Annotated in this window: 22 protein-coding genes and 1 riboswitch; of the genes, 10 read left to right on the forward strand and 12 right to left on the reverse strand. The window is 41.1% G+C overall.

What is annotated here, in order from left to right; all coding sequences use genetic code 11:
- Positions 1–269: 269 nt before the first annotated feature.
- Positions 270–788, reverse strand: coding sequence for a GNAT family N-acetyltransferase (locus QE404_RS10545; RefSeq protein WP_307450270.1), 519 nt, complete (start codon positions 786–788; stop codon positions 270–272).
- A 109-nt stretch (positions 789–897) separates the two neighbouring features.
- On the opposite strand from QE404_RS10545, the gene QE404_RS10550 reads away from it, so the two are divergent.
- The 3 genes from QE404_RS10550 (at position 898) to QE404_RS10560 (ending at position 4,924) form a co-directional block, all read left to right on the forward strand.
- The gene (locus tag QE404_RS10550; RefSeq protein ID WP_307450271.1) at positions 898–3,045 is read left to right on the forward strand and encodes an endonuclease MutS2; all 2,148 of its coding nucleotides are present in this window, start codon (positions 898–900) and stop codon (positions 3,043–3,045) included.
- A gap of 353 nt (positions 3,046–3,398) precedes the next feature.
- A complete protein-coding gene (locus QE404_RS10555; RefSeq protein WP_307450273.1) occupies positions 3,399–4,199 on the forward strand; it encodes a hypothetical protein in 801 nt (266 codons plus the stop codon).
- 51 nt (positions 4,200–4,250) lie between these two features.
- Positions 4,251–4,429, forward strand: a riboswitch (cobalamin riboswitch).
- Positions 4,430–4,540: 111 nt separating this feature from the next.
- Positions 4,541–4,924: an acyl-CoA thioesterase gene (locus QE404_RS10560; RefSeq protein WP_100075041.1), complete on the forward strand. Its 384-nt coding sequence runs from the start codon at positions 4,541–4,543 to the stop codon at positions 4,922–4,924.
- A 44-nt stretch (positions 4,925–4,968) separates the two neighbouring features.
- Here the strand turns inward: QE404_RS10560 and QE404_RS10565 are convergent, their stop codons facing one another.
- Complete coding sequence (locus QE404_RS10565; RefSeq protein WP_307450275.1) at positions 4,969–5,565, reverse strand: HD domain-containing protein; 597 nt, start codon at positions 5,563–5,565, stop codon at positions 4,969–4,971.
- Positions 5,566–5,631: 66 nt separating this feature from the next.
- On the opposite strand from QE404_RS10565, the gene QE404_RS10570 reads away from it, so the two are divergent.
- The 7 genes from QE404_RS10570 (at position 5,632) to QE404_RS10600 (ending at position 11,668) form a co-directional block, all read left to right on the forward strand.
- Positions 5,632–6,255, forward strand: a complete 624-nt coding sequence (locus QE404_RS10570; protein WP_307453885.1) for a cytochrome P450 — start codon at positions 5,632–5,634, stop codon at positions 6,253–6,255.
- 16 nt (positions 6,256–6,271) lie between these two features.
- On the forward strand, positions 6,272–6,973 hold the full coding sequence (locus QE404_RS10575; protein ID WP_307454108.1) for a cytochrome P450: 702 nt from the start codon (positions 6,272–6,274) through the stop codon (positions 6,971–6,973).
- 203 nt (positions 6,974–7,176) lie between these two features.
- Positions 7,177–7,506, forward strand: coding sequence for a PadR family transcriptional regulator (locus QE404_RS10580; RefSeq protein WP_294206000.1), 330 nt, complete (start codon positions 7,177–7,179; stop codon positions 7,504–7,506).
- A gap of 10 nt (positions 7,507–7,516) precedes the next feature.
- Positions 7,517–9,241 carry a PspC domain-containing protein gene (locus QE404_RS10585; protein WP_307450280.1) on the forward strand — a complete coding sequence of 575 codons (1,725 nt, stop codon included), beginning with the start codon at positions 7,517–7,519 and terminating at the stop codon, positions 9,239–9,241.
- 301 nt (positions 9,242–9,542) lie between these two features.
- Positions 9,543–10,121 carry a 1-acyl-sn-glycerol-3-phosphate acyltransferase gene (locus tag QE404_RS10590; RefSeq protein WP_307450282.1) on the forward strand — a complete coding sequence of 193 codons (579 nt, stop codon included), beginning with the start codon at positions 9,543–9,545 and terminating at the stop codon, positions 10,119–10,121.
- Positions 10,122–10,259: 138 nt separating this feature from the next.
- Positions 10,260–10,685, forward strand: a complete 426-nt coding sequence (locus QE404_RS10595) for a PaaI family thioesterase (protein ID WP_307450283.1) — start codon at positions 10,260–10,262, stop codon at positions 10,683–10,685.
- Between the two features lie 14 nt (positions 10,686–10,699).
- Positions 10,700–11,668 carry a chorismate-binding protein gene (locus QE404_RS10600; RefSeq protein WP_307450285.1) on the forward strand — a complete coding sequence of 323 codons (969 nt, stop codon included), beginning with the start codon at positions 10,700–10,702 and terminating at the stop codon, positions 11,666–11,668.
- A gap of 158 nt (positions 11,669–11,826) precedes the next feature.
- Here the strand turns inward: QE404_RS10600 and QE404_RS10605 are convergent, their stop codons facing one another.
- The 10 genes from QE404_RS10605 to QE404_RS10650 all read right to left on the reverse strand — a co-directional run bounded on the left by QE404_RS10605 (position 11,827) and on the right by QE404_RS10650 (position 20,567).
- Positions 11,827–12,021, reverse strand: a complete 195-nt coding sequence (locus QE404_RS10605) for a hypothetical protein (protein ID WP_307450286.1) — start codon at positions 12,019–12,021, stop codon at positions 11,827–11,829.
- A gap of 5 nt (positions 12,022–12,026) precedes the next feature.
- Positions 12,027–12,629, reverse strand: coding sequence for a MarC family protein (locus QE404_RS10610; RefSeq protein ID WP_307450288.1), 603 nt, complete (start codon positions 12,627–12,629; stop codon positions 12,027–12,029).
- Between the two features lie 43 nt (positions 12,630–12,672).
- Positions 12,673–14,403 carry a BatD family protein gene (locus QE404_RS10615; protein WP_307450290.1) on the reverse strand — a complete coding sequence of 577 codons (1,731 nt, stop codon included), beginning with the start codon at positions 14,401–14,403 and terminating at the stop codon, positions 12,673–12,675.
- On the reverse strand, positions 14,403–15,149 hold the full coding sequence (locus QE404_RS10620) for a tetratricopeptide repeat protein (protein ID WP_307450292.1): 747 nt from the start codon (positions 15,147–15,149) through the stop codon (positions 14,403–14,405). The genes QE404_RS10615 and QE404_RS10620 overlap by 1 nt, the downstream gene beginning before the upstream one ends.
- A gap of 86 nt (positions 15,150–15,235) precedes the next feature.
- The gene (locus QE404_RS10625; protein ID WP_307450293.1) at positions 15,236–16,243 is read right to left on the reverse strand and encodes a VWA domain-containing protein; all 1,008 of its coding nucleotides are present in this window, start codon (positions 16,241–16,243) and stop codon (positions 15,236–15,238) included.
- Complete coding sequence (locus QE404_RS10630; protein ID WP_307450295.1) at positions 16,243–17,235, reverse strand: VWA domain-containing protein; 993 nt, start codon at positions 17,233–17,235, stop codon at positions 16,243–16,245. The genes QE404_RS10625 and QE404_RS10630 overlap by 1 nt, the downstream gene beginning before the upstream one ends.
- Positions 17,228–18,124 carry a hypothetical protein gene (locus tag QE404_RS10635; protein ID WP_307450297.1) on the reverse strand — a complete coding sequence of 299 codons (897 nt, stop codon included), beginning with the start codon at positions 18,122–18,124 and terminating at the stop codon, positions 17,228–17,230. Before QE404_RS10635 ends, QE404_RS10630 begins: the two co-directional genes overlap by 8 nt.
- 78 nt (positions 18,125–18,202) lie before the next feature.
- A complete protein-coding gene (locus QE404_RS10640) occupies positions 18,203–19,066 on the reverse strand; it encodes a DUF58 domain-containing protein (RefSeq protein ID WP_307450299.1) in 864 nt (287 codons plus the stop codon).
- A 32-nt stretch (positions 19,067–19,098) separates the two neighbouring features.
- Complete coding sequence (locus QE404_RS10645) at positions 19,099–19,563, reverse strand: GNAT family N-acetyltransferase (protein ID WP_307450300.1); 465 nt, start codon at positions 19,561–19,563, stop codon at positions 19,099–19,101.
- The gene (locus tag QE404_RS10650; protein ID WP_307450303.1) at positions 19,563–20,567 is read right to left on the reverse strand and encodes an AAA family ATPase; all 1,005 of its coding nucleotides are present in this window, start codon (positions 20,565–20,567) and stop codon (positions 19,563–19,565) included. Before QE404_RS10650 ends, QE404_RS10645 begins: the two co-directional genes overlap by 1 nt.
- Between the last annotated feature and the right edge of the window lie 244 nt (positions 20,568–20,811).

Below are 20,811 nucleotides of genomic sequence, written 5' to 3' on the forward strand. Positions count from 1 at the left end.
TATTAATTTAAAATATTCGTCGAAAGTTACGGTCATTGTAATGCTTATCAATTTTCTTGCCTTTATAAGAAGGTTTGAGCTTCCATACTGATCAGCAACCATAGCAGTGACATCTAAAAATCTGTTGGTATTTATAACTTATTAATGATTTCATTCTGTTTAGCAATGATAAAAATATTTTGGAGAGTACTGATCGGTTTTATCAGCTCATTTCTTTCGGTTGACAGATTCATTGGATGTCAATTTGTACTTAAACAAATATACTGATTTTAAAAATTACCCTGTATTTTCTTACGGCTGAAAACCTGATGTTCCGGAAAATCCTCGTCCTTGCTGTTTTTTTCCACAACAAAATGATGCTTCAGCAGTAAAGCCTTTGAGGCTTCGTTCAGCGAATGGGTGATGGCCAAAATTTCTTTGAGTTGTAAATAATCAAACCCGTAAGGCAAAACAGCATCCAGAACTTCAGACATAATACCTTTCCTGTGATATTCGGGAAGAAGCTCATATCCTATCTCAGCGGTGGTGCGGTCTTCAGAGAAATTCCAGAAGCAGATGGTGCCGATTATGTTGGGCTGGTCTTTATATGAAATCCCAAAATAAAAGGTCTGCCCGTTTTTGGTTCTTTCCTTAATGGTTAAAATAAACTGCAATGCATCGTAATTGTTTTTAGGTGAGTTCCTTTTCACAAAGCGATTAATGGTTGCATTGCTACGGATTTTCAGGATATCTTCAGTATGGCTTTCGTTGATTTCTTTCAATACTAAACGTTCGGTTTGCAGTTTCATAAGATTAAATGGCGTACGCTTTCAGGATTAATCATTTTGAGGGGTTTCCAAAAATTCAAATTAAAGCATTTTCAAATTAACATTCATATTTTCTCACTAAATTTGTACTGTGTATATAAATAAAGAAGATTTAAACGAATTAGAGTTTCCGCAATTGCTCGCGGAAATTGCTCCATTTGCCTATTCTCCGAAAACGAGAGGGAAAATTCTTCAGCTCCTGCCGATGACGATTGATGAGGCAGAACTTTCCCTGAAAAAAACTTCAGAATACCTGTCGAGTTTTGAAAGTTCAAATGCGATACCGTTCGATGAATATGAAGATATCGAAAATGAGCTGAAACTGATGCTGATTGAAAATTACCGCCTGGAAAACAGCGCGTTCATCAAGATAAAAACGCTTACGGAACAGATCGGGAAGCTTCAGAAGTTTTTCCCTACCATGCCGGAAACCTTTCCCACATTAATGAGCGATGCTGCGGTATTGGAGTTCAAAAAAGAAATTATAGATAAAGTAGATAAGGTCTTTAACCGTTTTGGTGAAGTGAAAAGTGAGGCTTCTCCTATCCTGAAAGAACTGAGGACGGAAATCCAGCATGCTAAAAAAGCCATTCAGGAAAACTTCAATCGGGCTTTATTCAATTACGGACAGAGTGAGTTCCTGGATGATATCCGCGAAACGATTATAGAAGACCAGAGGGTTTTAGCTGTAAAATCAGGATTTAAAAAGAGGGTTCCGGGAAGAGTGCTCGGACTTTCAAAAACCGGTTCTATAACTTACATCCAGCCGGACAGTGTTGTCAAGCATTATTTCAAGCTGAAGGAAAGTGAAGAAGAAGAGAAGAAAGAAATCGATAAAATCCTCAGGAAACTGACGGCAGAGCTTTCGGAATTCCAGCCTCAGCTCTGGAGGTATCAGATGTATATCTTCGACCTTGATCTAACCAGAGCAAAAGCGAAGTTTGCCGAACTGATCAATGGCGTTCTGCCGAAAATCAACCGTCATAAAACCCTGCGGTTAAGGGAAGCTTTCCATCCTTTGCTCTTCCTGAGAAACAAAGCAGAAAACAAAACGATTTTCCCGCAGACCCTTACCCTGACAGATCACAACAGGATCATCTGTATCTCCGGACCGAACGCAGGAGGAAAATCCATCACCCTGAAAACCGTTGGACTGTTGCAGCTGATGATCCAGAGCGGAATCCTGGTTCCCGTGCATCCGAAATCAGAGATGTTTTTCTTTGAAAAGATCATGACTGACATCGGGGATAACCAGTCGATTGAAAACCATCTTTCTACCTACTCTTCAAGACTGAAAAAAATGGGCGGCATCATTCGTGAGGCAGACGCCAATACCCTTTTGCTGATTGATGAGTTCGGTACCGGATCTGACCCTGAATTAGGCGGAGCGTTGGCAGAAAGCTTCCTTGAATTTTTCTATGATAAAAAGAGTTTTGCCATCATTACAACGCATTACACCAATATAAAACTGGTGGTGGAGCAGCTTCCGAATGCAGAAAATGCAGCCATGCTCTTCAATGAAGAAACCCTGGAACCGATGTATAAGTTAGAAGTGGGGCAGGCAGGAAGCTCCTTCACATTTGAAGTCGCTGAAAAGAATAAAATCCCCAGGTTCATCATTCATTCTGCCAAGAAAAAGGTTGAACATGATATTGTAAACCTGGATAAGACGATTGTTAAGCTCCAGCAGGAAAAATTTGAAGTTGAAAAACTGAAATCTGATCTCGCGGAAAGAAAGGAATCCGTGGAAGATAAACGGGACAACCTGCAAAAGCTCAATGATCAGCTCCAGCAGAAGCTGTTCAACTTCCAGAAGCTCTATGAGGAAGAACACCGCAAGCTTCAGTTCGGGAATAAGATTGAAGCGTTCATCGACAGCTATATCAAAGGAAAATCGAGAAAAGATGTCGTAAAAGATTTTGTGAAAATCCTGGAGCAGGAAAAATTCAGAAAAGTAGGTGCCGATAAGGATGAATCCAAACGCCTGCAGATCGTGAAACGGAAAATTACCCAGCAGCTGAAAAAAGAAGATGTGCAGGAAAGGATTGCTGAGACCAATGAAAAACTGGAAGAAAAAATCAAGACCGAAAGGGCTTTATGGATGAAAGAAGGACAAAGGGTACGGATCAAAGGCAGTACGAGTGTCGGAACCATTGAAAAAGTTTCTAAAAATAAGGTAATCGTTAACTACGGGACTTTTAAGACAACGATTAATTCTGACGAACTGGAGCGGATATAATCGTGTTGAAAAATTAAGAATTTGAAATGTCTTAATTCAGACATGATGAAGTTTTTTTACTTTGACAAGATCCTGCTAATGTATAATTAAAAAGAGTGTTCATTTCCGAGCACTCTTTTATTTTTTGATCAGCTTCCAGTGTGTATCTTATCCTTAAACCATATAAAACGCTCATAACAAGAAAGAATTATGATTTCAGATTATCATTTTCAGTAGGTCTGGGATATTTCGGATGAAGTGTATCTTCTCTCCTGCGGAATCCTCAAGCCTGTTAAAGATTTTGCAGAATCACAGAAGAATAAGTATCTGCCGGAGAGCATTTAATTTTATATCTTTGAGCTTTAAAAAGATTCATGATGAATTCCGCAACAAAAACATTATACGCTTCCTTTTTCACCATTTTTTCCCTGGCTTTTATACAGGGGCAGTCTAAAGTACCGTTCGGAGTGGTAAAAGCTGAAGAAGGATACGCCATGGTACGGGTACCTAAAGACAATTACCGCAAGATTGTCGATAAGATCCGGATGCGTAAAGGTGATGTTTTCGTATATGTAAAACCCGCACCCGGGGAAACGGAGTGGATCTGGATCAAATATCCTGAAAAACAGGATGACGACAAGCCATTTGTCCGCTACGAAACCCTGGATAAGGAAGGAATGGTGAATAAAGACCGTATTGCCTTTATCGACCAGCTTCCCCAGTTTACCCCATCCAAATCCAAAAACGGAAGGTCGCTCATTTTTACGGATAACAGCAATCCTAAGATTCCAGCAGCCCAGAGGACGAAAGTGATTATTGATGTGTATCCTTCCAATGCCGGCTACCGAAAGCAGGAAAAAGATGCCAACGGAAACATCTTGACCATCGATAAAGTAAAGCCATGGGGTATCAGCAGCCAGCTTCCGGAAGGCATGACGGAAATCAAATCCATCCGCGTTCAGCAGCCCGGAAGAGGTTCTGTATTTGTGCGGGAAGCCATTAAAAATATGTTCCAGCCTACCATGGATTTCAATAATGTAGGTGTAACTTCCATTGATAATGACCATATCTTCCTTTATATGATCAACGGATCAGGCGAAAACCGCTATACTACGCTGTGGACCATCAAAGAAGGAAGGGTGATCAGTCAGATCATCTATAAAAATCCTGAATAACCTTTGCCTTTCACGTTTTATCCGTACTTTTGCACTGAAAAGTTTTATCGCTTATTCATCACAGGAACCGGTTCTGCTTAACGCAGATGAAAAGGGAATCGTGTGCAAATCACGAGCTGTCGCGCAACTGTAAGTACTTAAAATCTTTATTGATGATCCACTGTGCAGAGGCATGGGAAGGGAATAAAGACGGTACAAGCCAGGAGACCTGCCTTTCCTTTATACGAAAAACTTCCGCGATCTGAAGTTGATTGATCTGATGAATGCTTACGGGAACATCCTATGTTCCTGCTGTCATTATTCTGCTCAACGGCTTCTTCGCTAAATATAATAATGCAATAATGACAACAGAAGAAAGAATTGAAGCATCGGAAACCAGAATTTTCAAAGCCGTTTTCCCTAACACCACCAATCATTACGATACCCTTTTCGGAGGGACTGCGATGCAGCTGATGGATGAAGTAGCCTTTATCACCGCCACCCGTTTTGCTCGGAAAAGAGTCGTTACGGTAAGCAGCGACAAGATCGATTTTAAAAAACCGATTCCTGCCGGGACTATCGTTGAACTGATTGGTAAAGTAGCACATGTGGGGACAACCAGTATGAAGGTAAGCGTTGAAATCTACACGGAGCAGATGTATTCCTATGAGCGTGAAAAGGCTATTGTTGGGGATTTCACCTTCGTATCCATTGATGAATTCAAGAAACCGACCCCTATTTTATAGGTACAATTAAATTCCGGCGGCCGATGGCCGCCGGAATTTATGTCTTACAGTTCTCTAATAATCTTTTGATTATCCAGACACTTCGTCAGCAGCATTTCAAATGCCTCACCCATTTCATCGGAAGCTCTTCCGATGGCATTTTCAAGCATATTCCTCACCTGCTTTTCTGTAACACCGGCTTCGGTCCAGCTTTTCCCTGAAGTATGGGAATTCAGGATGAACGGCATAATTCTGTCTATAGCACAGGCAAAGATGGCATCCGGAGTCTGCTCTTCCTCAAACTCCAGCCAGAGGTTGAAAAATTCTGACCGGATAGGCTCATCCAGGATCCCGAAAATATTCTTGGCCGACTGTTTTTCGCGTTCAAACTTCCCTACCATTGCCTTTTCATCAAACAAAAATGTATCTCCGGCTTCAATTTCTACCAGATCATGGATGGAAAGCATCCTGATCACTCTCAGAAGGTCAATATCAGCCCTGCATTTCGCATACGGATAAAGGATCTGCGCCAGAATAATGATCTGCCATGAATGTTCTGCTGTATTTTCCCGGCGGGAATCATCAGCATTATAATTTCTTCTCTGTACATTTTTCAAAGCATCTACGGCTAAGATAAAATCAATTTCCTTTTGTATTTTCATTCTGCAAAAATAATTCATTTGAGGGTATCACATATATTCTTTACCTTTAGGTAACAAATATTCTATATGCCGGCACCCTTCCGTTACCCTACAGAAATTACAGGATTCAATAAATTATACTCGCTGTTGAAAGGGGTTAACCATCCGCTGGAAGTTATCAGCAGGAACCATCGCATTGCCGGTGACCATTATTTTATCAATGCTTCTTTTGCCGATAAAAAGTTTATTTTTAGCCAGGACCAGGAGTTTGTGGAATACATCCTTAAGCAAAACCAAAGGAATTATTATAAATCTGAAATCCAGTCGGTAACCCTTAGAAAATACCTGGGTAAAGGGCTGCTCACCAACAACGGGAAAGACTGGCTTCAACAGCGGAGGCTCATACAGCCGGGCTTCAGCAAGGCTAAGATCAGCAACCTGGTTTCTATTATGGACGAAGAAATTGATCGGTCCATGCTGTTATTTAAAGCGCATGAAGAAACTGATCTGTACCATTTTTTCCATCAGCTGGCATTTGATATTGTAGCCAAAACCCTGTTCAGTTCCGATATCGATCAGGCTAAAGTCCGTGAACTGGGTATGATCATTACTGAAATCCAGGAGGTTTTCACCAGGGAAGTCCGCTTACCTTTTTATACAAAAGCAATGGATATGCTTTGGGATTACCCGGAAAAACATCTGGAAAAGTGAGCGCGCCAGAAAGATCATTCAGGAAATTCTTGATAAAAGGCGCATATCCGGTGAAGAGAAAAACGATTTGCTCGATATGATGATCCATGCCAGATATGAGGACACGCAGCTTCCAATGACCGATGAGCAGCTTGTAGACGAAATGCTCATCCTTTTTATCGCCGGGCACGAAACCACAGCCAATGCTTTAAGCTTTATCTTTTTTGAAATCAGCAGGCATCCGGAAGCGGAACAAACTTTAAGGAATGAAATTTCCACATTGGGTGAAGCGGCATTCACTCCGGACTCGCTCATGAAAAAATCCTATACCCTCAATATCATTAAAGAAGCGATGCGGCTGCATCCGCCGGCATGGGGCATTGACCGTGAAGCACTTGAGGACGACCATTTCAAAGACTATTCGTGGGGAAAAGGCACCCAGATTATTCTGTACATCGGCGGCCTGCACCGTAACCCTAAATACTGGACTGATCCGGAAGCGTTTATTCCTGAACGTTTCGATGATGAGAATGCCAGGAATTTTGCCTATTACCCTTTCGGAGCTGGACCACGGCTGTGCATCGGCGAACATTTCGCCATGATGGAAATGGTTTTGATTGTCCGTAAATTTTATCAGCTGTACAGCTTTAAATCTTCTCATGACCAGGTTGAAAAAAAGGCTTTGGTCACCTTAAGACCCATAAAAGTATCCGGAAAAATTGTAAAAAATCCAATCTAAATAATTCATTTCGGAGTCTTCCTAAAATTCATAAAAATTTATATCATTGATTATCAAATAATTAATAAAAAATAAATTATTTTTTCACTACTTTGTATTGCATAATACCATTTTAATTATATATCTTTGTAATGTAAAATCAGAGAAGGTTCAACTAGCTAGGAACCGGAGCCTGAAATATAACTCATTAAAACTTATTAAAAATGAATACCGAAAATACCAAAGCGCAAATGCGGAAAGGGATTCTGGAATTCTGTATTTTGAGTCTCATCAATCACCGGGAAATGTATGTGTCTGATCTTATTGATGAACTGAAAAAAGGAAAACTGGACGTGGTGGAAGGAACCCTCTACCCTCTTCTGACCAGACTGAAAAACGGGGAATTCCTCTCTTACCGCTGGGAAGAATCTACCGGCGGACCACCCAGAAAATATTATCAGATTACAGAAAAAGGAAAACTGTTTTTAGACGAACTCCAGAATACCTGGAATGATCTGACCAACTCAGTTAACCAAATCACTCAAAACCATTAAAAAAAAAGCTATGAACAAGACACTCTCAATAGGACTCGCAGGTTTTTCTTTTACTATAGAAGAGCATGCTTATATAAAACTCAGCGATTATCTCAATGCTCTCCGAAGCTCCCTGGATGCTGCAGAAGCAGACGAGGTAATGCACGACATCGAAATCAGGATGGTGGAAATCTTCAGGGATTCCATGTCCAAACGCGAAGTCATCAATGATACAGACGTAGAAAGGGTAATTGCCCAGATCGGGACCCCTGAAAAGATCGAGGAACAGGAAGAGGCTTATTACTCTGAAAAAAATACCAGCAAAACCTATACAGCAGGAACCGAAGCCACTTATAGACGCCAGTTGTTCCGGGATCCGGAGAGACAGAAAATCGCCGGGGTATGTGCCGGGCTTGCGCACTATGTAGGAATGGATATTACCGCAATGAGAGCGATCTGGTTGGGAATTTTCATCCTCGGAATCTTTACAGCAGCTGTTTCTTCTACCCTGGTGTTCTTACTATACGTGATCCTTTGGGCAGTCCTTCCAAAAGCAGAAACCGCTGCTGATTTCCTGAAAATGAAGGGAAAGCCTATGAACTTCGACAATCTTAAGAATGAGTCCAACAAGCTGGTACAATTTGCCAACGAGTCTACCCAGAGGGTCGGAGAGATCTATATTGAAAACAAACCCTACATCAACAATGCCGGCAACGGAATCTGGAATGTACTGAAATACATTATCGGCGGAATCTTTGTTATTTTGGCTGTAGGCAGCATTGTAGGTACTTTTGTACTGTTCGGGCTGTTCGGGATCAATTCCAATTTCCCGGGCGCTAATGAGATTCGGTTTTTTATGGATGATGATGGTATGGATAAAGTTCTTGTAGCGATCATGATCATCGGTTGCCTGATCCCGGCTATTATCTTCAGCCTGCTGAGCATTAAAATTTTCTCTCCAAAGACAAAACTGAAAAATATAGGCTGGGTACTGGGAGCACTTTTCCTTGCTCTGATTACCCTGGGAAGCTATTTCGGCGTCAGTATGGCCAAAAGAGAGATGATCTTCAAAGGACATAAGGAAGATACCGAAGAGATTGCCATTAATACAAAGTCAGATACATTATATGTAGATGTTAAGCAGGTAACCATTCCACAGAACTTCACAGCGTACGACGATGATCTCTATTCCGATAAAGCCTCGGTATACCATAAAGACTGGATCCACCTTGATGTGACAAGAAAAGCCGACGTGAAGACGCCTTATCTGATCATCAAAAAAGAAGCTAAAGGATACAATCTCCCACTGAATGTAAGTGTTCCTGTTGATATCATAAACAACAGAATTGTCCTTCCGAACTACATCAAATATCCGTACGAACACAGATTCAGAGATTACAATGTTGACTATGAACTTGTACTTCCTTTAAAAACGGTTGTGATTCCTGCAAAAAATGACGGCATCAGCTTCGACGGAGATCTCAATGCAGACGGAATCAATGATCATGACCAGGACACAGACGAGGATGGCAACATCAAGATTGAAAAAGATAAAATTACGGTGAACGGATCTACCATCGAATACAATTCAGATGATAAGGACAGCATCATTATCAACGGTAAAAAAGTACCTGAATCCGAAGCCAATAAAGTAATGGATTCCATTAAAACCAATATCAAGAAAAGTTTTAAAAACGGAAATGTAGATATCAAATTAAATGAGGGAAAAAATGAAATCTCCATAAAAACCAAATAATAACCGGCAGAGAGTGGTTTGAAGGTGTGAATGGATAGCAACCGTTTGAAATTCACACCCTTCTTCTCTCAGAAAAATAAAAAAACTGCCGTTTTCCTATTGATATTTCACCAAATAGTTTTACCTTCGTACAAATTAATAATCCAAACAAAAAAAACATCATCACAATGGTACAGGTCGCATTAGAAATCGTTATAAAAATCGTTGATTTCATCACCGGTTTGTTTTAAGAAATAATATTTCAATATATTTGTAAAGTATAACCACTTTGGTTATACTTTTTTGCTTTAATGTAAGATCTATGAAAACACTGATCGGCAAACTGATGCTGAAGCTTATGGGCTGGAAAGTCGTTCTGCAGGGCGATGTGAATGTACTCAACCGGTGCATCCTTGTTGTTGCACCCCATACACATAATATGGAATACATTCTCGGCAATCTTGCCTACTGGTCCCTGAAAAAGCCGCTTAAAATCATCATTAAAGACGCCCATACCAAAGCATGGTACGGAAGTGCGGTAAGGGGGTTAGGCGGAATAGGCATTGACAGGACCCAGAAAAATGACCTGGTCAACTTTGTAGCCAAACAGTTTGAAAAAGATGACTTCAGTCTCGTGATTACCCCGGAAGGAACACGAAGCTGGGTCCCGAAATGGCGAAAAGGATTCTATCATATGGCACTGGCTGCTAAAGTTCCCATTGTTCTGGCCGCCGGAGACTTTAAGCGGAAAACGGTTTATCTGGGGTATACTATTCCATATGAACGTATTATTTCAGTTCCGTACGAGGAAATTATGGCAGAAATACAGGATTACTATATTAAGAATGATATTGTTCCGAAAGTTCCGGCCAACTGGAACCCGAATATTATGGGGAATTAGATGTTAGATATCAGATTTTGAATTTTGGATTATGAATTATAGCTCATTAAAGTTGTAATATAATTCTAACAATTACTCAGTGCTTATTACTCATCACTTACACAACTCATAACGCTCAAACGACTTAAATACAAAACCATGCAGGGTACCAAGGAAGAAATACTGGCATACATCAACGATTGGGGTGACGAAACATTCCCAAAAGCACTTGATATTAAGTTTACGGATATTGATCTTGAAAATGAAACCTTAACGGCAACCATGCCTGTTTTACCAAGAATCCATCAGCCTTTCGGGATCATGCACGGCGGAGCAAGCTGCGTACTCGCCGAAACCCTCGGATCAAGCCTGTCCAATATCTTTATCGATGGGGATAAATATTATGGTGTAGGAACCAATATCAACACCAATCATTTGAGAAGTAAAAAAGATGGAATAGTCACCGGTTTTGTGCGGTTCATCAGGAAAGGTAAATCCATGCATGTTTCAGAGATTGAGATCCGAGATGAGAAAGGACAGCTGATCAGCCATACTACGATGACGAATGCAATTATCCATAAATAAATCCTTCTTGTTTCGTGGTCTATTTCAAATTTCCATTCGATGAAAAACTGTACTCTGCTGACGAAAGTTTCGAGAAAAAAAATATCAGTTTTAATACTTTTGACGGTTTAAGCCAAATTGATTTTACCGGCAGTATTGTTGAAATAAGTACCGGAGAGTTTGCTGATACAGTTATTTCAAGCAAATTCTTACCCGAAGATAAAAGTGGATACATTTCCGAAACCAAACCTGAATATCTTAACCAGCTGGAACAAGTAATTGAAGTTATCAAAGAAAACCATCTTCCAAAACTGGTGTATTCCAGAAGGAAAATTTTTGCGGATTTCAGGGAAATCGATCTGAAAAAAAGCTTTGAAAACCTTTGTAAATCATATCCCAATGCTTTCCGGTATATTTTTATTCACGGTGAACATTCATGGATGGGTGCATTCTCTGAAGTTCTTGGAAAGTTCAATCAATCTACCCACGAATTTGAAACCATGAGCCTGGCGGGGACCCTTCCGGTTTCAGAGCAGTGGACTGAAAAGGAAATTGAAGAACAAAAGCCGGTTTCGGATTATATCAAAGCGATTCTAGACCATTATTCCAGCGAAGTCATAACTTCAGACACCTACGATCATATTTCAGGCAATATCAAACATCTGAGAACCGATTTTAGAGCTAAAATCAGGCCTCAAGATCTGGACCTGCTGATTGCAGACCTCCATCCTACCCCTGCGGTATGCGGAATTCCGAAAGCCTTCTGTAAAGAGCAGATTGAGCGTATTGAAAAATATCCCCGCGAATTGTATTCCGGCTATATCAGGATTGAAAACGATGAGACCGTACAATATTACGTTAACCTGCGTTGTGCAAAACTATTCAAAGATTCGGTTCATATGTTTGTAGGAGGCGGTATAACCAGCCAGAGTTCCCCTGAAAAAGAATGGAGGGAAACAGAGCTTAAATCTGAAGCGATTTTAAAAAATCTGGTGCTTGTATAAATAGGCTATTTACACCCATAGTGTATGAAAGGTTTAACAAATAAATCAGGCTAAAATGTCTGTTTTTTTTATGTTAATACAGAATAGCGGCGGTGGATCATGGTCATAAAAAAAACCTCCTTCAGGCTGAAAGAGGTCAATATATAAAAATATTCCGATTATTTTTTAACTCCTACCTTGCTCCAGGTATGTAAAACGAAAAGCAAAATTAATCCGATCACTGCTGACGCAATTGAAAATACGAATTTTGAGTTGTCTTCGGATAACATATCCGATTGCCAGTCTAAAGCGTAAACGTTAATCGCTGTAAAAACAACGAACACTACCAAAAATACTTTATAAATCTTCTGCATGATTTTTAAAAATTAATATAATTCTGCACAAGCTGTGCAAAGTTTGCCGTAAATAATTTGATTGAAATAGCCAACAGGATGATCCCGAAAACTTTCTGAAGGATTGCCAATGTTGCCTCTCCCATTTTCTTCTCCATCCACTTCGCCGATTTCAGCACCAAATATACGAAAATTGTATTCAGAATAATACCTAAAATAATATTGATATCATGAAATTCAGCTCTCAGCGATAATGTTGTAGTTAATGTTCCGGCCCCTGCTACCAGCGGAAACGCGATGGGAACGATGGATGCCGCCTTTACTTCGGTGGTTTTATGGATTTCAATGCCGAGGATCATTTCAAGTGCTATGACAAAAATCACAAATGCACCGGCGATGGCAAAGGAGTTGACATCTACTCCGATTAACTTAAGGATTTTATTTCCCACAAAGAGAAACACTATCATGATAAGACCTGCTGTAATCGCTGCCCTGCCGGCCTCTATCTGTCCGAATTTCTGTTGCAGGCTTACTACAATAGGTACGGAACCGATGATATCAATGACGGCAAAAAGCACCATAAAGCAGGTGACTATTTCTTTTATTGAAAAACCATTAAAAATTTCCATCGTGTTGTTTTAAAGATTTCGCAAAAATATGAAAATAAACTGATTATTTGCTAATCTGTGAATAGAAATTAACAATACCGGTCAGCAGATCATCCAATGCGTCGGCAGATTTTACGGGAGCATACTTTTCAATCTGTATCTTTTGTAAGAGAATCCTGTATTCTTCTGCTAAAACAGTGCCTTTGTGCGATTCCAGAAAAGTCCTCATATCCTCTGTAGAATCCTGTCCGTACTGCTTTCTTACTTCAGCATCCAGCTCATCTGCCGTTTGAAAAAATCTTTGATAATCGCCGCTATCTTTAAGATTTTCCAAATAACTGAAGTAGTCATTGATATCAGTCTTCATAGTTTCCCTGATCTGTTCCTCAGTTTCTGCCACAGAACCCAGGGAATCTGCCGGAGCAGCTTTTTCATTCTTACGCTGCTTCTTTTTCCAATTTCTGAATATAAGGTATGCGGCCAGTAATCCTAAAAGGATTAACAAGTTGACCAGAAGTATATTCCAATGGAATTTATCTTTTTCTTTTACTTTAAATGAAGTCGTTTTTAGTACCGGTGTATCTACGGTTTCAAGCAGATTGTTGGTATATTCGTTCACCTTTTCCACCGTTGTACGGGCTTCCAGTACCTGCTCATGGGACATGGCATTCAAGGTCAGAATTTTCTGTCCGAGATCCACATATTCCTTATGCTCAGGATTAAAGAATGAAAATGGTTCCGTTTTTACCAAAAGCGATCCTGCCTTCCTCGGAATCACAATATAATTGGCCAGAATCTCCCCTTTGATACCTGCATTTCCAGGAACAACATTGGAAGTGATCTTAGGGGCAAAAACTTCATAATCAGGCGAAGGAAGTATTTTGGGCAGTTCCATATTGGTCAGATTGCCTTCACCACTTACTTTTACCACTACATTCACCGGCTTTTTAGCCTCAATCTTCTCTTTGGTAACATTGTATACGCTGATATTAAAGTCGCCCACTGCATTTTTAAAGCCTTCAGGAGATCCCTCCGGAAGTTTTTTGACGCTGAGCTTTACTTTATTGGAGGTGAGTTTATTCTTATTGGAGTACGAACTGAGCGATGCGGTTACCGCCGGAATTTCAACTGAACCGGACTCATTAGGAAAAATCATGAACATGGCAACCACCTGGGAAGACAGGTTTCCGGGAGCTGACGGATCAATTTCAGATCTGGCAAAGCTCACAGGCTGCACGTCCATATTATCCTGGTGAGGAAGACGGATATTTTTCACCTTCCTGAAATTGTCCATATTTCTTGAATAGACCTTTAAAACAGCGATGGTTGGCTGATCCTGATATACCTCCTTATCCTGTATTTCCATATTGAGGTAAACATCGCCGGATGCTGCCAGGGATTTTTTCTCCACATCCCGCACCATAATGTCAAAAGGCTCCGTTTTATAGATCTTATTGTTGATGGTTACAAGGACAGACCCAATTTTCACCTTGCCTTTTTTCTTCGGTTCCAGCGCCACACGGGTGACATACTGGGTGATTACGGTATTCGTTTCCGGATCCATATAACCACTGTTGACAGATCCTGTCCCAATCATGTTGAATTTTGACAGGTCGGGAAGCCTGATCGGAGTCTGTTGATTATACTCACTTCCGTTAAGTTCCAGTACGATGGTCAGGTTAACGATGTCCTTTCCGTTATAATCAGTTTTATCAGGTGTTACGGTAAAGTTCACCTGTCCGTAAGCGGTTACGGATAGGAGAAGAGCAAGTATGTAAGTTAATCTGTACTGCATTACCAGTCTTTTTCGTTGCTTTCAGGCACCGAATAAGAGTTTTTGTTTAATATTCTTCTGGCGGTTTCTTTTTCTTTTTCGCCGATTTTATTCAAGATGGAATTTTCCACTTCTTTAGGCATGCTGCCCTCATTATTTTTTTTAGGGTCCTGGTTATCTCCCTGCGGGCCCTGACCTTTATTCTGCTGTCCTTTGCCCTGATCCTGCTTCTGGTCTTTAGGATTTCCATTCTGATCACCATTTTGCTGCTGATCTTTCCCACCGCCTCCTTTGCCGGATTTCTGCTGCTGATTTTTCTTCTGTTTGTTTTCTTTATCCTTCAGCATGGCAATCTCATAGTTTTTCCGGGTAGCTTCGCTGTAAGGCTGTTGTTTAAGGGACTGCTTGTAAAACTCCGCCGCCTTTTCAGGATTATTGGTCTGCATATACGTATTACCCAAGTTATGGAGTGCTGCCGCCTTATCAGGAATGGTCTGGGCCAGGCTTTGTGCTTTTTCAAACTCAGCCCTGGCTTCGTCATACTTTTTCTGTTTATACAAAGCGTTGCCAAGGTTATAATGAGCCGTAAAATCTTTGGGGTTGGATTTAAGAGCGTCCAAATACTTTCCGGATGCCCCGGAATAATCTTTACCGTTGAATTTCTGGTTCCCTTCGAATACCAATGTCTTATAGCTTTTCTGCCCAAAAAGAAATTTTGGGAACACCAAAGCAATAAGAAACGATAAAAAAATAAATTTAGTATTCATCTTGTGCAAAATTATTCCTTTATATGTTAATAAACAGGGGATTATTTGTTAAAGTTGGGTTAAAGTAAAAGCGAATATATCCTTTGTCAGACATTGAGATCTCTCTTGGGATTAAAAAGGTAAATCAGCATAAAGAAAAAGATAGACACCGCCAGAAAATACTGATAATAGTGATTGGCATTCTGAGATTTCACCAGCGTTTCCGATGAAGAGGCATTCCTGGACAAAGCATCAATAATTCTTTCGGGTGCTTCATTGATATTATTCCCGTCGATATAAGTCCCCCCTGTTGCATCAGCCATTTTTCTCAGCGCACCGGTCTGTCTTTTGGAAATTACGGTCTGGCCGTTCATATCCGTTTTATACCCCATCAGCTGTCCAAAGACATATTCAGGTACCGGAGCTCCTTCATCTGATCCTATTCCCACGGAATTAATGGTAATTCCCTCTCTCTTAGCCAGCTGTATTGCGGCTCCTTCGTTTCCTTCATTATCTTCCCCGTCGCTCAACAGCACCACTTTCCTGGAGCCTTTCGCAACATTTTTAAATTTATCTGCAGCAATGCGTATGGCTTTCAGGAAATCTGTTCCCTGGATCTGCATGGAATTGGTCTCAATGGCATCAATATAAGTCTCTGCTGAATTATAATCTGTTGTAAGTGGCATGATGGAACTGGCTTCACCGGCAAAGATGACAATGCCCACTTTATCGTTCTTCATTTTCTGCATAGTCCCCACCATCAGGTTCTTGGCTTCAGTCAGGCGGCTTGGCTGTATATCTTCTGCATTCATGGAATTGGAAACATCCAGGAGAAAAATCACATTGTTCAGCCTCTGATTGGTTTTTACCACTTCGGAACCATTCAGAAGATCAATGATTGAGAAGATAAGGAACAGGGTGGCGATAAGATACAAAGCCGGAAAAAATTTCGTGAAACCGGATTTTTTCTCAAACAGCTGCTCATGGAACCTGCTGTCGGCAAAGACTTCCCTCCTCTTTTTTTTCCACTTCAGGTACCGCACCATCAGAACAGCCAGCAGCGGCAACAGCAACAGCAGCAATACATACCAGTAATTTCCCAAATACCACTCCATCAGCTTAAAATTTTATAAAACAACCATCGCATGAATGCATCCAGAACCAGAGTTGCCAAAGCAATCCAGAGGAAAATCTTAAAATATTCCTCATAATTATACAGTTTGGAAACTTTTACATCTGATTTTTCAAGCTGGTTGATTTCGTTGTATACTTCTTCCAGGCTGCTGTTTGAAGTAGCCCTGAAATATTTTCCGCCTGTCATCTGGGCAATTTCCTTCAGAACAGGTTCGTCAATTTTCACTTCGGCTTCGGTAAATACCAGTTCACCGAAAATATCCAGCTGGGTAGGCATCAATGCATACCCATTGGTCCCGATTCCGATAGCATATACTTTAATATTATTATTTTTGGCCAGTTCCGCAGCCAGCTGCGGCGACATGGCATTTTCTATCGTGTTTACCCCATCCGTCATCAGAATGATGATCTTGCTTTTGGCTTTGCTGTTCTTAAGGTGGTTAACCGCCACAGAAAGCCCTTCTCCGATAGCTGTTCCGGGCTGAAGCTCCAAAGGATTCAGGTTTTTAAGCTCATCGATGACCACCTGGTGATCCGATGTTACCGGTACTTTGGTAAAGGCCTCTCCTGAATAGGTTACCAGGCCTAAACGGTCGTTGGGCCTTTTTTCAACAAATTTGATGGCAATATCTTTAAGAGCCGTAAGACGGTCAGGTGTAAGATCCTTAGCCAGCATACTCAGCGATACGTCTACAGACAGCATAATGTCGATTCCCTTGGTATCATCACGGTCCTGCGAAATGGTAAAGGTTCGCGGTCTCGCCATGGCAATAATAAGTGCGGAGAGAATGATGTACTTAGACAGTTTCAGGAAAAACAATACGGCCTGTATGCCTCCGCTTGCCTGCATATTTTTAACCGTAGGCACTTTAACGCCCTTTCTCTTCCGGCTGCTGATATCCCTGAATAGCACTGGGATCAGCAGGATGAAGAGGAGCAGAAACCACGGACTGTAAAACTCGAAATTAAACATCCTTCCTTAAGTTTTCAAATTCAAGATCTTTGGATGATCTTTTTACAAATGCGGTAATGTCCGCCAAATCTTTTTCCATGGTTGCCTGATCCGGGAAGGTTTTGGCAAATTTCACCAGGTCCCCCCTCAGGAAAATATCCTCCACTACTTTTTCATTTTCTATCGAAATGGTATTGTTCTTTTTCATTACGGCAATCAGGTCATCGGTCAGCAAAACATCCGCGGGCAGATGGTACTGCCGGGTAATGAAGTTCCTGGAGATATCGATAAGCTCAACATAGAAGGAACGGTAATTTCCGGCTTCAATATATTTTTTCTTTTTGAGGGAATCCAGTTCCTTTAAAGTCTGGTTGGTCGCCACAACCGGTGAACTTTTTACTTTTCTGCCCCACTTGACAAAGGCAACAATGACAATAATCAGGGCAATAAGGGCTATGGCAGCCAGCACATAAAATTTATAGAGTTCCCAGTAATCTTTAAGTTCCAGGTTTACCTCTTTGTTTTTCATAATGTCGTTGATCTGATCTCCCTTCTGGGCAGTATTAATGACATCAATTTCGTAAGGAATGGTTTTCAGAACGCGGTCACCTACTTTAAATTCAAGTTCCGGAATGGTAAATTTACCTTCCTCAAATACGGCAAACTCAATTTTTCTCTCGTAGCTGTTTGCATTCTGACCGATGCTGTCTTTGGTTTCCTCAAAATGAAAAGGCAGAAGCTCGTTCTTGGCAGCAGCTGTTACCTGTCTTCCGTTAAGATTATCAATCTTTACCGTGAAATGGTCAACTTCACCTAAGGCAATGGTCTTCTTCTCGAGATGGGAAGAAAGGATCTGCGGAAATACCTGAGCGCAGATAAGAAAGCAAAATATAAATAATAGTTTCTTCAATGGTTGTATTACATTTTAAACAATATACCTGTTGTCCTAAGATTCAATATCAGATATTACATCCGTTAGATACAGGTTTTATTTTTTCTGAAAATAATTGTACAGCATCCTGGAGTAATCCGTACCTGTACTGATATTCATAAAGCTGGCTGAACTATTGGCAAAATCCTCTTCCAGGGCCTTTAATTTCTGCTTTTGTGCTTCGGCAAAGGTGTACCTCCAGCGTGCGCTTGAAGTATTGGCCCAAACCTGTTTACCTGTTTCTGAGTCATACAGCAGTGCATAGCCAACATCCGGAATAGCATTGTCTTTTTCATCATAAATACGCATTCCCAACAACTGATGCTTCTTGGAAGCCACCCTCAGCATTTTGGAGTCGTACGCATCCTCAAAATCAGAAAAGAGAAACACCAGGGATTTCTTTTTAAAGATACCCATCATGTATTCCAGGGCTTTGTCTACTTTAGACTCGGCAGGAACATAATCAGCCGTTAAAATGGTGCTGATGATGGAGAGGATATGCTTTCTTCCCTTTTGGGGCGGGATTACTTTGTATACTTTATCGGCAAACAGGATCAGCCCTACTTTATCATTGTTCCCGGCTGCAGAAAATCCTAAACTGGCAGCAATCTCTGCCACATATTCCCTTTTCAGCTGGGTTTTGGTTCCGTAATCCATGGAGGCTGAAACATCTACCACCAGCATCATGGTCAGTTCCCTTTCCTCTTCCATCACTTTCACGAAAGGCTCGCGGAAACGGGCCGTTTTATTCCAGTCGATCCTCCGGATCTCATCTCCGAACTGGTAAGGACGCACTTCTGAAAAAGTCATCCCCTGTCCCTTAAAAGCACTGTGATACTGCCCCATCAAAGTAGCCTCCGTCTTTTTTCGGGTACGGATTTCTATCTGCTTTACTTTTTTTACAATATCTTTAATCTGCATGGTCAAATACGGCGTTCAAAACTAAGCCTGACTTATATTCTGTTATCAAATTCTATGGAAACATTCAGCCATTCGTCATCAAATTTCGGATCATACTTTTTATAGAAGGTAATAGCCGGCTCGTTCCAGTTCAGCACCTGGAAAACCATTCCGGTGTACTGGTTGGACTTACCATATTCCAGTGTAGCATCAAACAACAGTTTTCCGATGTTTTTCCCGCGCATCCTTTCCGTTACCACCAGATCTTCCAGATACAACCTCTTCCCTTTCCAGGTAGAATACCGGTTGTAGTATAATGAAATCCCGACAATCTCTCCGTTAAACTCAGCTACGAAAGCGTCCCAGACCGACGATGTACCGAAACCGTCCTCAGTGAATTGGGCCAGGTCAAGGGTAACTTCATGCAGGGCTTTTTCAAATTCAGCAAGCTCTTTGATGAGATCCAGCATTGCAGCACAATCTTCCCGGACCGCCTTTCTTATGATGACTTCATTCATTACGGCGCCTGAATTTTCGCTAGGATCCGGTTAATAATTTCCTCTGTTGAGATTTCTTCCGCCTCCGCTTCAAAAGTAAGCCCTATTCTGTGTCTTAGAATATCTTTGGCCAGTTCCTTCACATCTTCCGGAATTACAAATGCTCTTCCCCTGAGGAAAGCATATGCTCTCGAAGCAATGGCAAGATTGATGGATGCTCTTGGAGATGCTCCGAATCCGATATAGTTTTTCAGTTCTGAAAGACCGTAATTTTCAGGATAACGGGTAGCAAATACCATATCCAGAATATACTTTTCTATTTTTTCGTCCAGGTAAATCTGGTTGATGATCTCTTTGGCCTCAACGATATCCTGAAGGCCAATCACCGGATTCACATTAGGCTGATGCGATGTTGATACCATCCTCATGACCGTTCTTTCATCTTCAAATTCCGGGTAATCTATTTTACACTTCAGCATAAACCGGTCGCTCTGTGCTTCAGGAAGAAGATAAGTTCCTTCCTGGTCGATCGGGTTCTGTGTTGCTAATACCAGGAAAGGCTTGGGCAGTTTCATAGTCTCATCTCCTATGGTCACCTGCTTTTCCTGCATGACTTCCAGAAGTGCCGACTGTACCTTAGCCGGCGCACGGTTGATCTCATCTGCCAATACAAAATTGGCAAAGACAGGACCTTTCTTTATAGAGAAGTCATTATCCCTGATATTGTAGATCATGGTTCCCACCACATCCGCAGGCAGCAGATCGGGAGTAAACTGTATCCGTGAAAATTCTCCGTGAACCGCGTCGGCAAGGGTTTTGATCGCCAGAGTCTTAGCGAGCCCCGGCACCCCTTCCAGCAGGACGTGGCCGTTACCCAAAAGCCCCACCAGCAGGCGGTCTATCATGTATTGCTGGCCGATAATCACTTTATTGATTTCCTGGCGCAGCAGGGTAAAGAGATAATTTTTTTCCTTTACTTTTTCCGTCAACTGACGGATATCTTCAGCCTGATATGTATCTGACATAATTCGTTTTAAAATAATGGGTAAATTTCTGATAAATACTTGCATTAATCAACATAATCAATGCCATTTTCTAGTTAAAGTTTGTTAAATATTCCGGCATCGATAATAGCTCAGGAACAATCGATAGAACCCAATACGACACGATAATTTCATTTTTTCATAAAAATCTATAAATTTTACAGGAAACCCAGGTTCAAAAATTGTCATTTCCAGTTTATTAAACTATTTTTGGTGATTAAATTTA

This window comes from Chryseobacterium camelliae, assembly GCF_030818575.1.
In the GTDB taxonomy this organism is placed as follows: Bacteria; Bacteroidota; Bacteroidia; order Flavobacteriales; family Weeksellaceae; genus Chryseobacterium; species Chryseobacterium camelliae_A.

Excerpts from the sequence above, each read along its gene's own strand:
- QE404_RS10585 (WP_307450280.1), top strand. The coding sequence starts at position 7,517 with ATGAACAAGACACTCTCAATAGGACTCGCAGGTTTTTCTTTTACTATA.
- QE404_RS10650 (WP_307450303.1), bottom strand. The coding sequence starts at position 20,567 with ATGTCAGATACATATCAGGCTGAAGATATCCGTCAGTTGACGGAAAAA.
- QE404_RS10625 (WP_307450293.1), bottom strand. The coding sequence starts at position 16,243 with ATGGAGTGGTATTTGGGAAATTACTGGTATGTATTGCTGCTGTTGCTG.
- QE404_RS10595 (WP_307450283.1), top strand. The coding sequence starts at position 10,260 with ATGCAGGGTACCAAGGAAGAAATACTGGCATACATCAACGATTGGGGT.
- QE404_RS10545 (WP_307450270.1), bottom strand. The coding sequence starts at position 788 with ATGAAACTGCAAACCGAACGTTTAGTATTGAAAGAAATCAACGAAAGC.
- QE404_RS10610 (WP_307450288.1), bottom strand. The coding sequence starts at position 12,629 with ATGGAAATTTTTAATGGTTTTTCAATAAAAGAAATAGTCACCTGCTTT.
- QE404_RS10590 (WP_307450282.1), top strand. The coding sequence starts at position 9,543 with ATGAAAACACTGATCGGCAAACTGATGCTGAAGCTTATGGGCTGGAAA.
- QE404_RS10570 (WP_307453885.1), top strand. The coding sequence starts at position 5,632 with ATGCCGGCACCCTTCCGTTACCCTACAGAAATTACAGGATTCAATAAA.
- QE404_RS10605 (WP_307450286.1), bottom strand. The coding sequence starts at position 12,021 with ATGCAGAAGATTTATAAAGTATTTTTGGTAGTGTTCGTTGTTTTTACA.
- QE404_RS10555 (WP_307450273.1), top strand. The coding sequence starts at position 3,399 with ATGATGAATTCCGCAACAAAAACATTATACGCTTCCTTTTTCACCATT.
- QE404_RS10615 (WP_307450290.1), bottom strand. The coding sequence starts at position 14,403 with ATGCAGTACAGATTAACTTACATACTTGCTCTTCTCCTATCCGTAACC.
- QE404_RS10645 (WP_307450300.1), bottom strand. The coding sequence starts at position 19,563 with ATGAATGAAGTCATCATAAGAAAGGCGGTCCGGGAAGATTGTGCTGCA.
- QE404_RS10580 (WP_294206000.1), top strand. The coding sequence starts at position 7,177 with ATGAATACCGAAAATACCAAAGCGCAAATGCGGAAAGGGATTCTGGAA.
- QE404_RS10565 (WP_307450275.1), bottom strand. The coding sequence starts at position 5,565 with ATGAAAATACAAAAGGAAATTGATTTTATCTTAGCCGTAGATGCTTTG.
- QE404_RS10620 (WP_307450292.1), bottom strand. The coding sequence starts at position 15,149 with ATGAATACTAAATTTATTTTTTTATCGTTTCTTATTGCTTTGGTGTTC.
- QE404_RS10630 (WP_307450295.1), bottom strand. The coding sequence starts at position 17,235 with ATGTTTAATTTCGAGTTTTACAGTCCGTGGTTTCTGCTCCTCTTCATC.
- QE404_RS10560 (WP_100075041.1), top strand. The coding sequence starts at position 4,541 with ATGACAACAGAAGAAAGAATTGAAGCATCGGAAACCAGAATTTTCAAA.
- QE404_RS10640 (WP_307450299.1), bottom strand. The coding sequence starts at position 19,066 with ATGCAGATTAAAGATATTGTAAAAAAAGTAAAGCAGATAGAAATCCGT.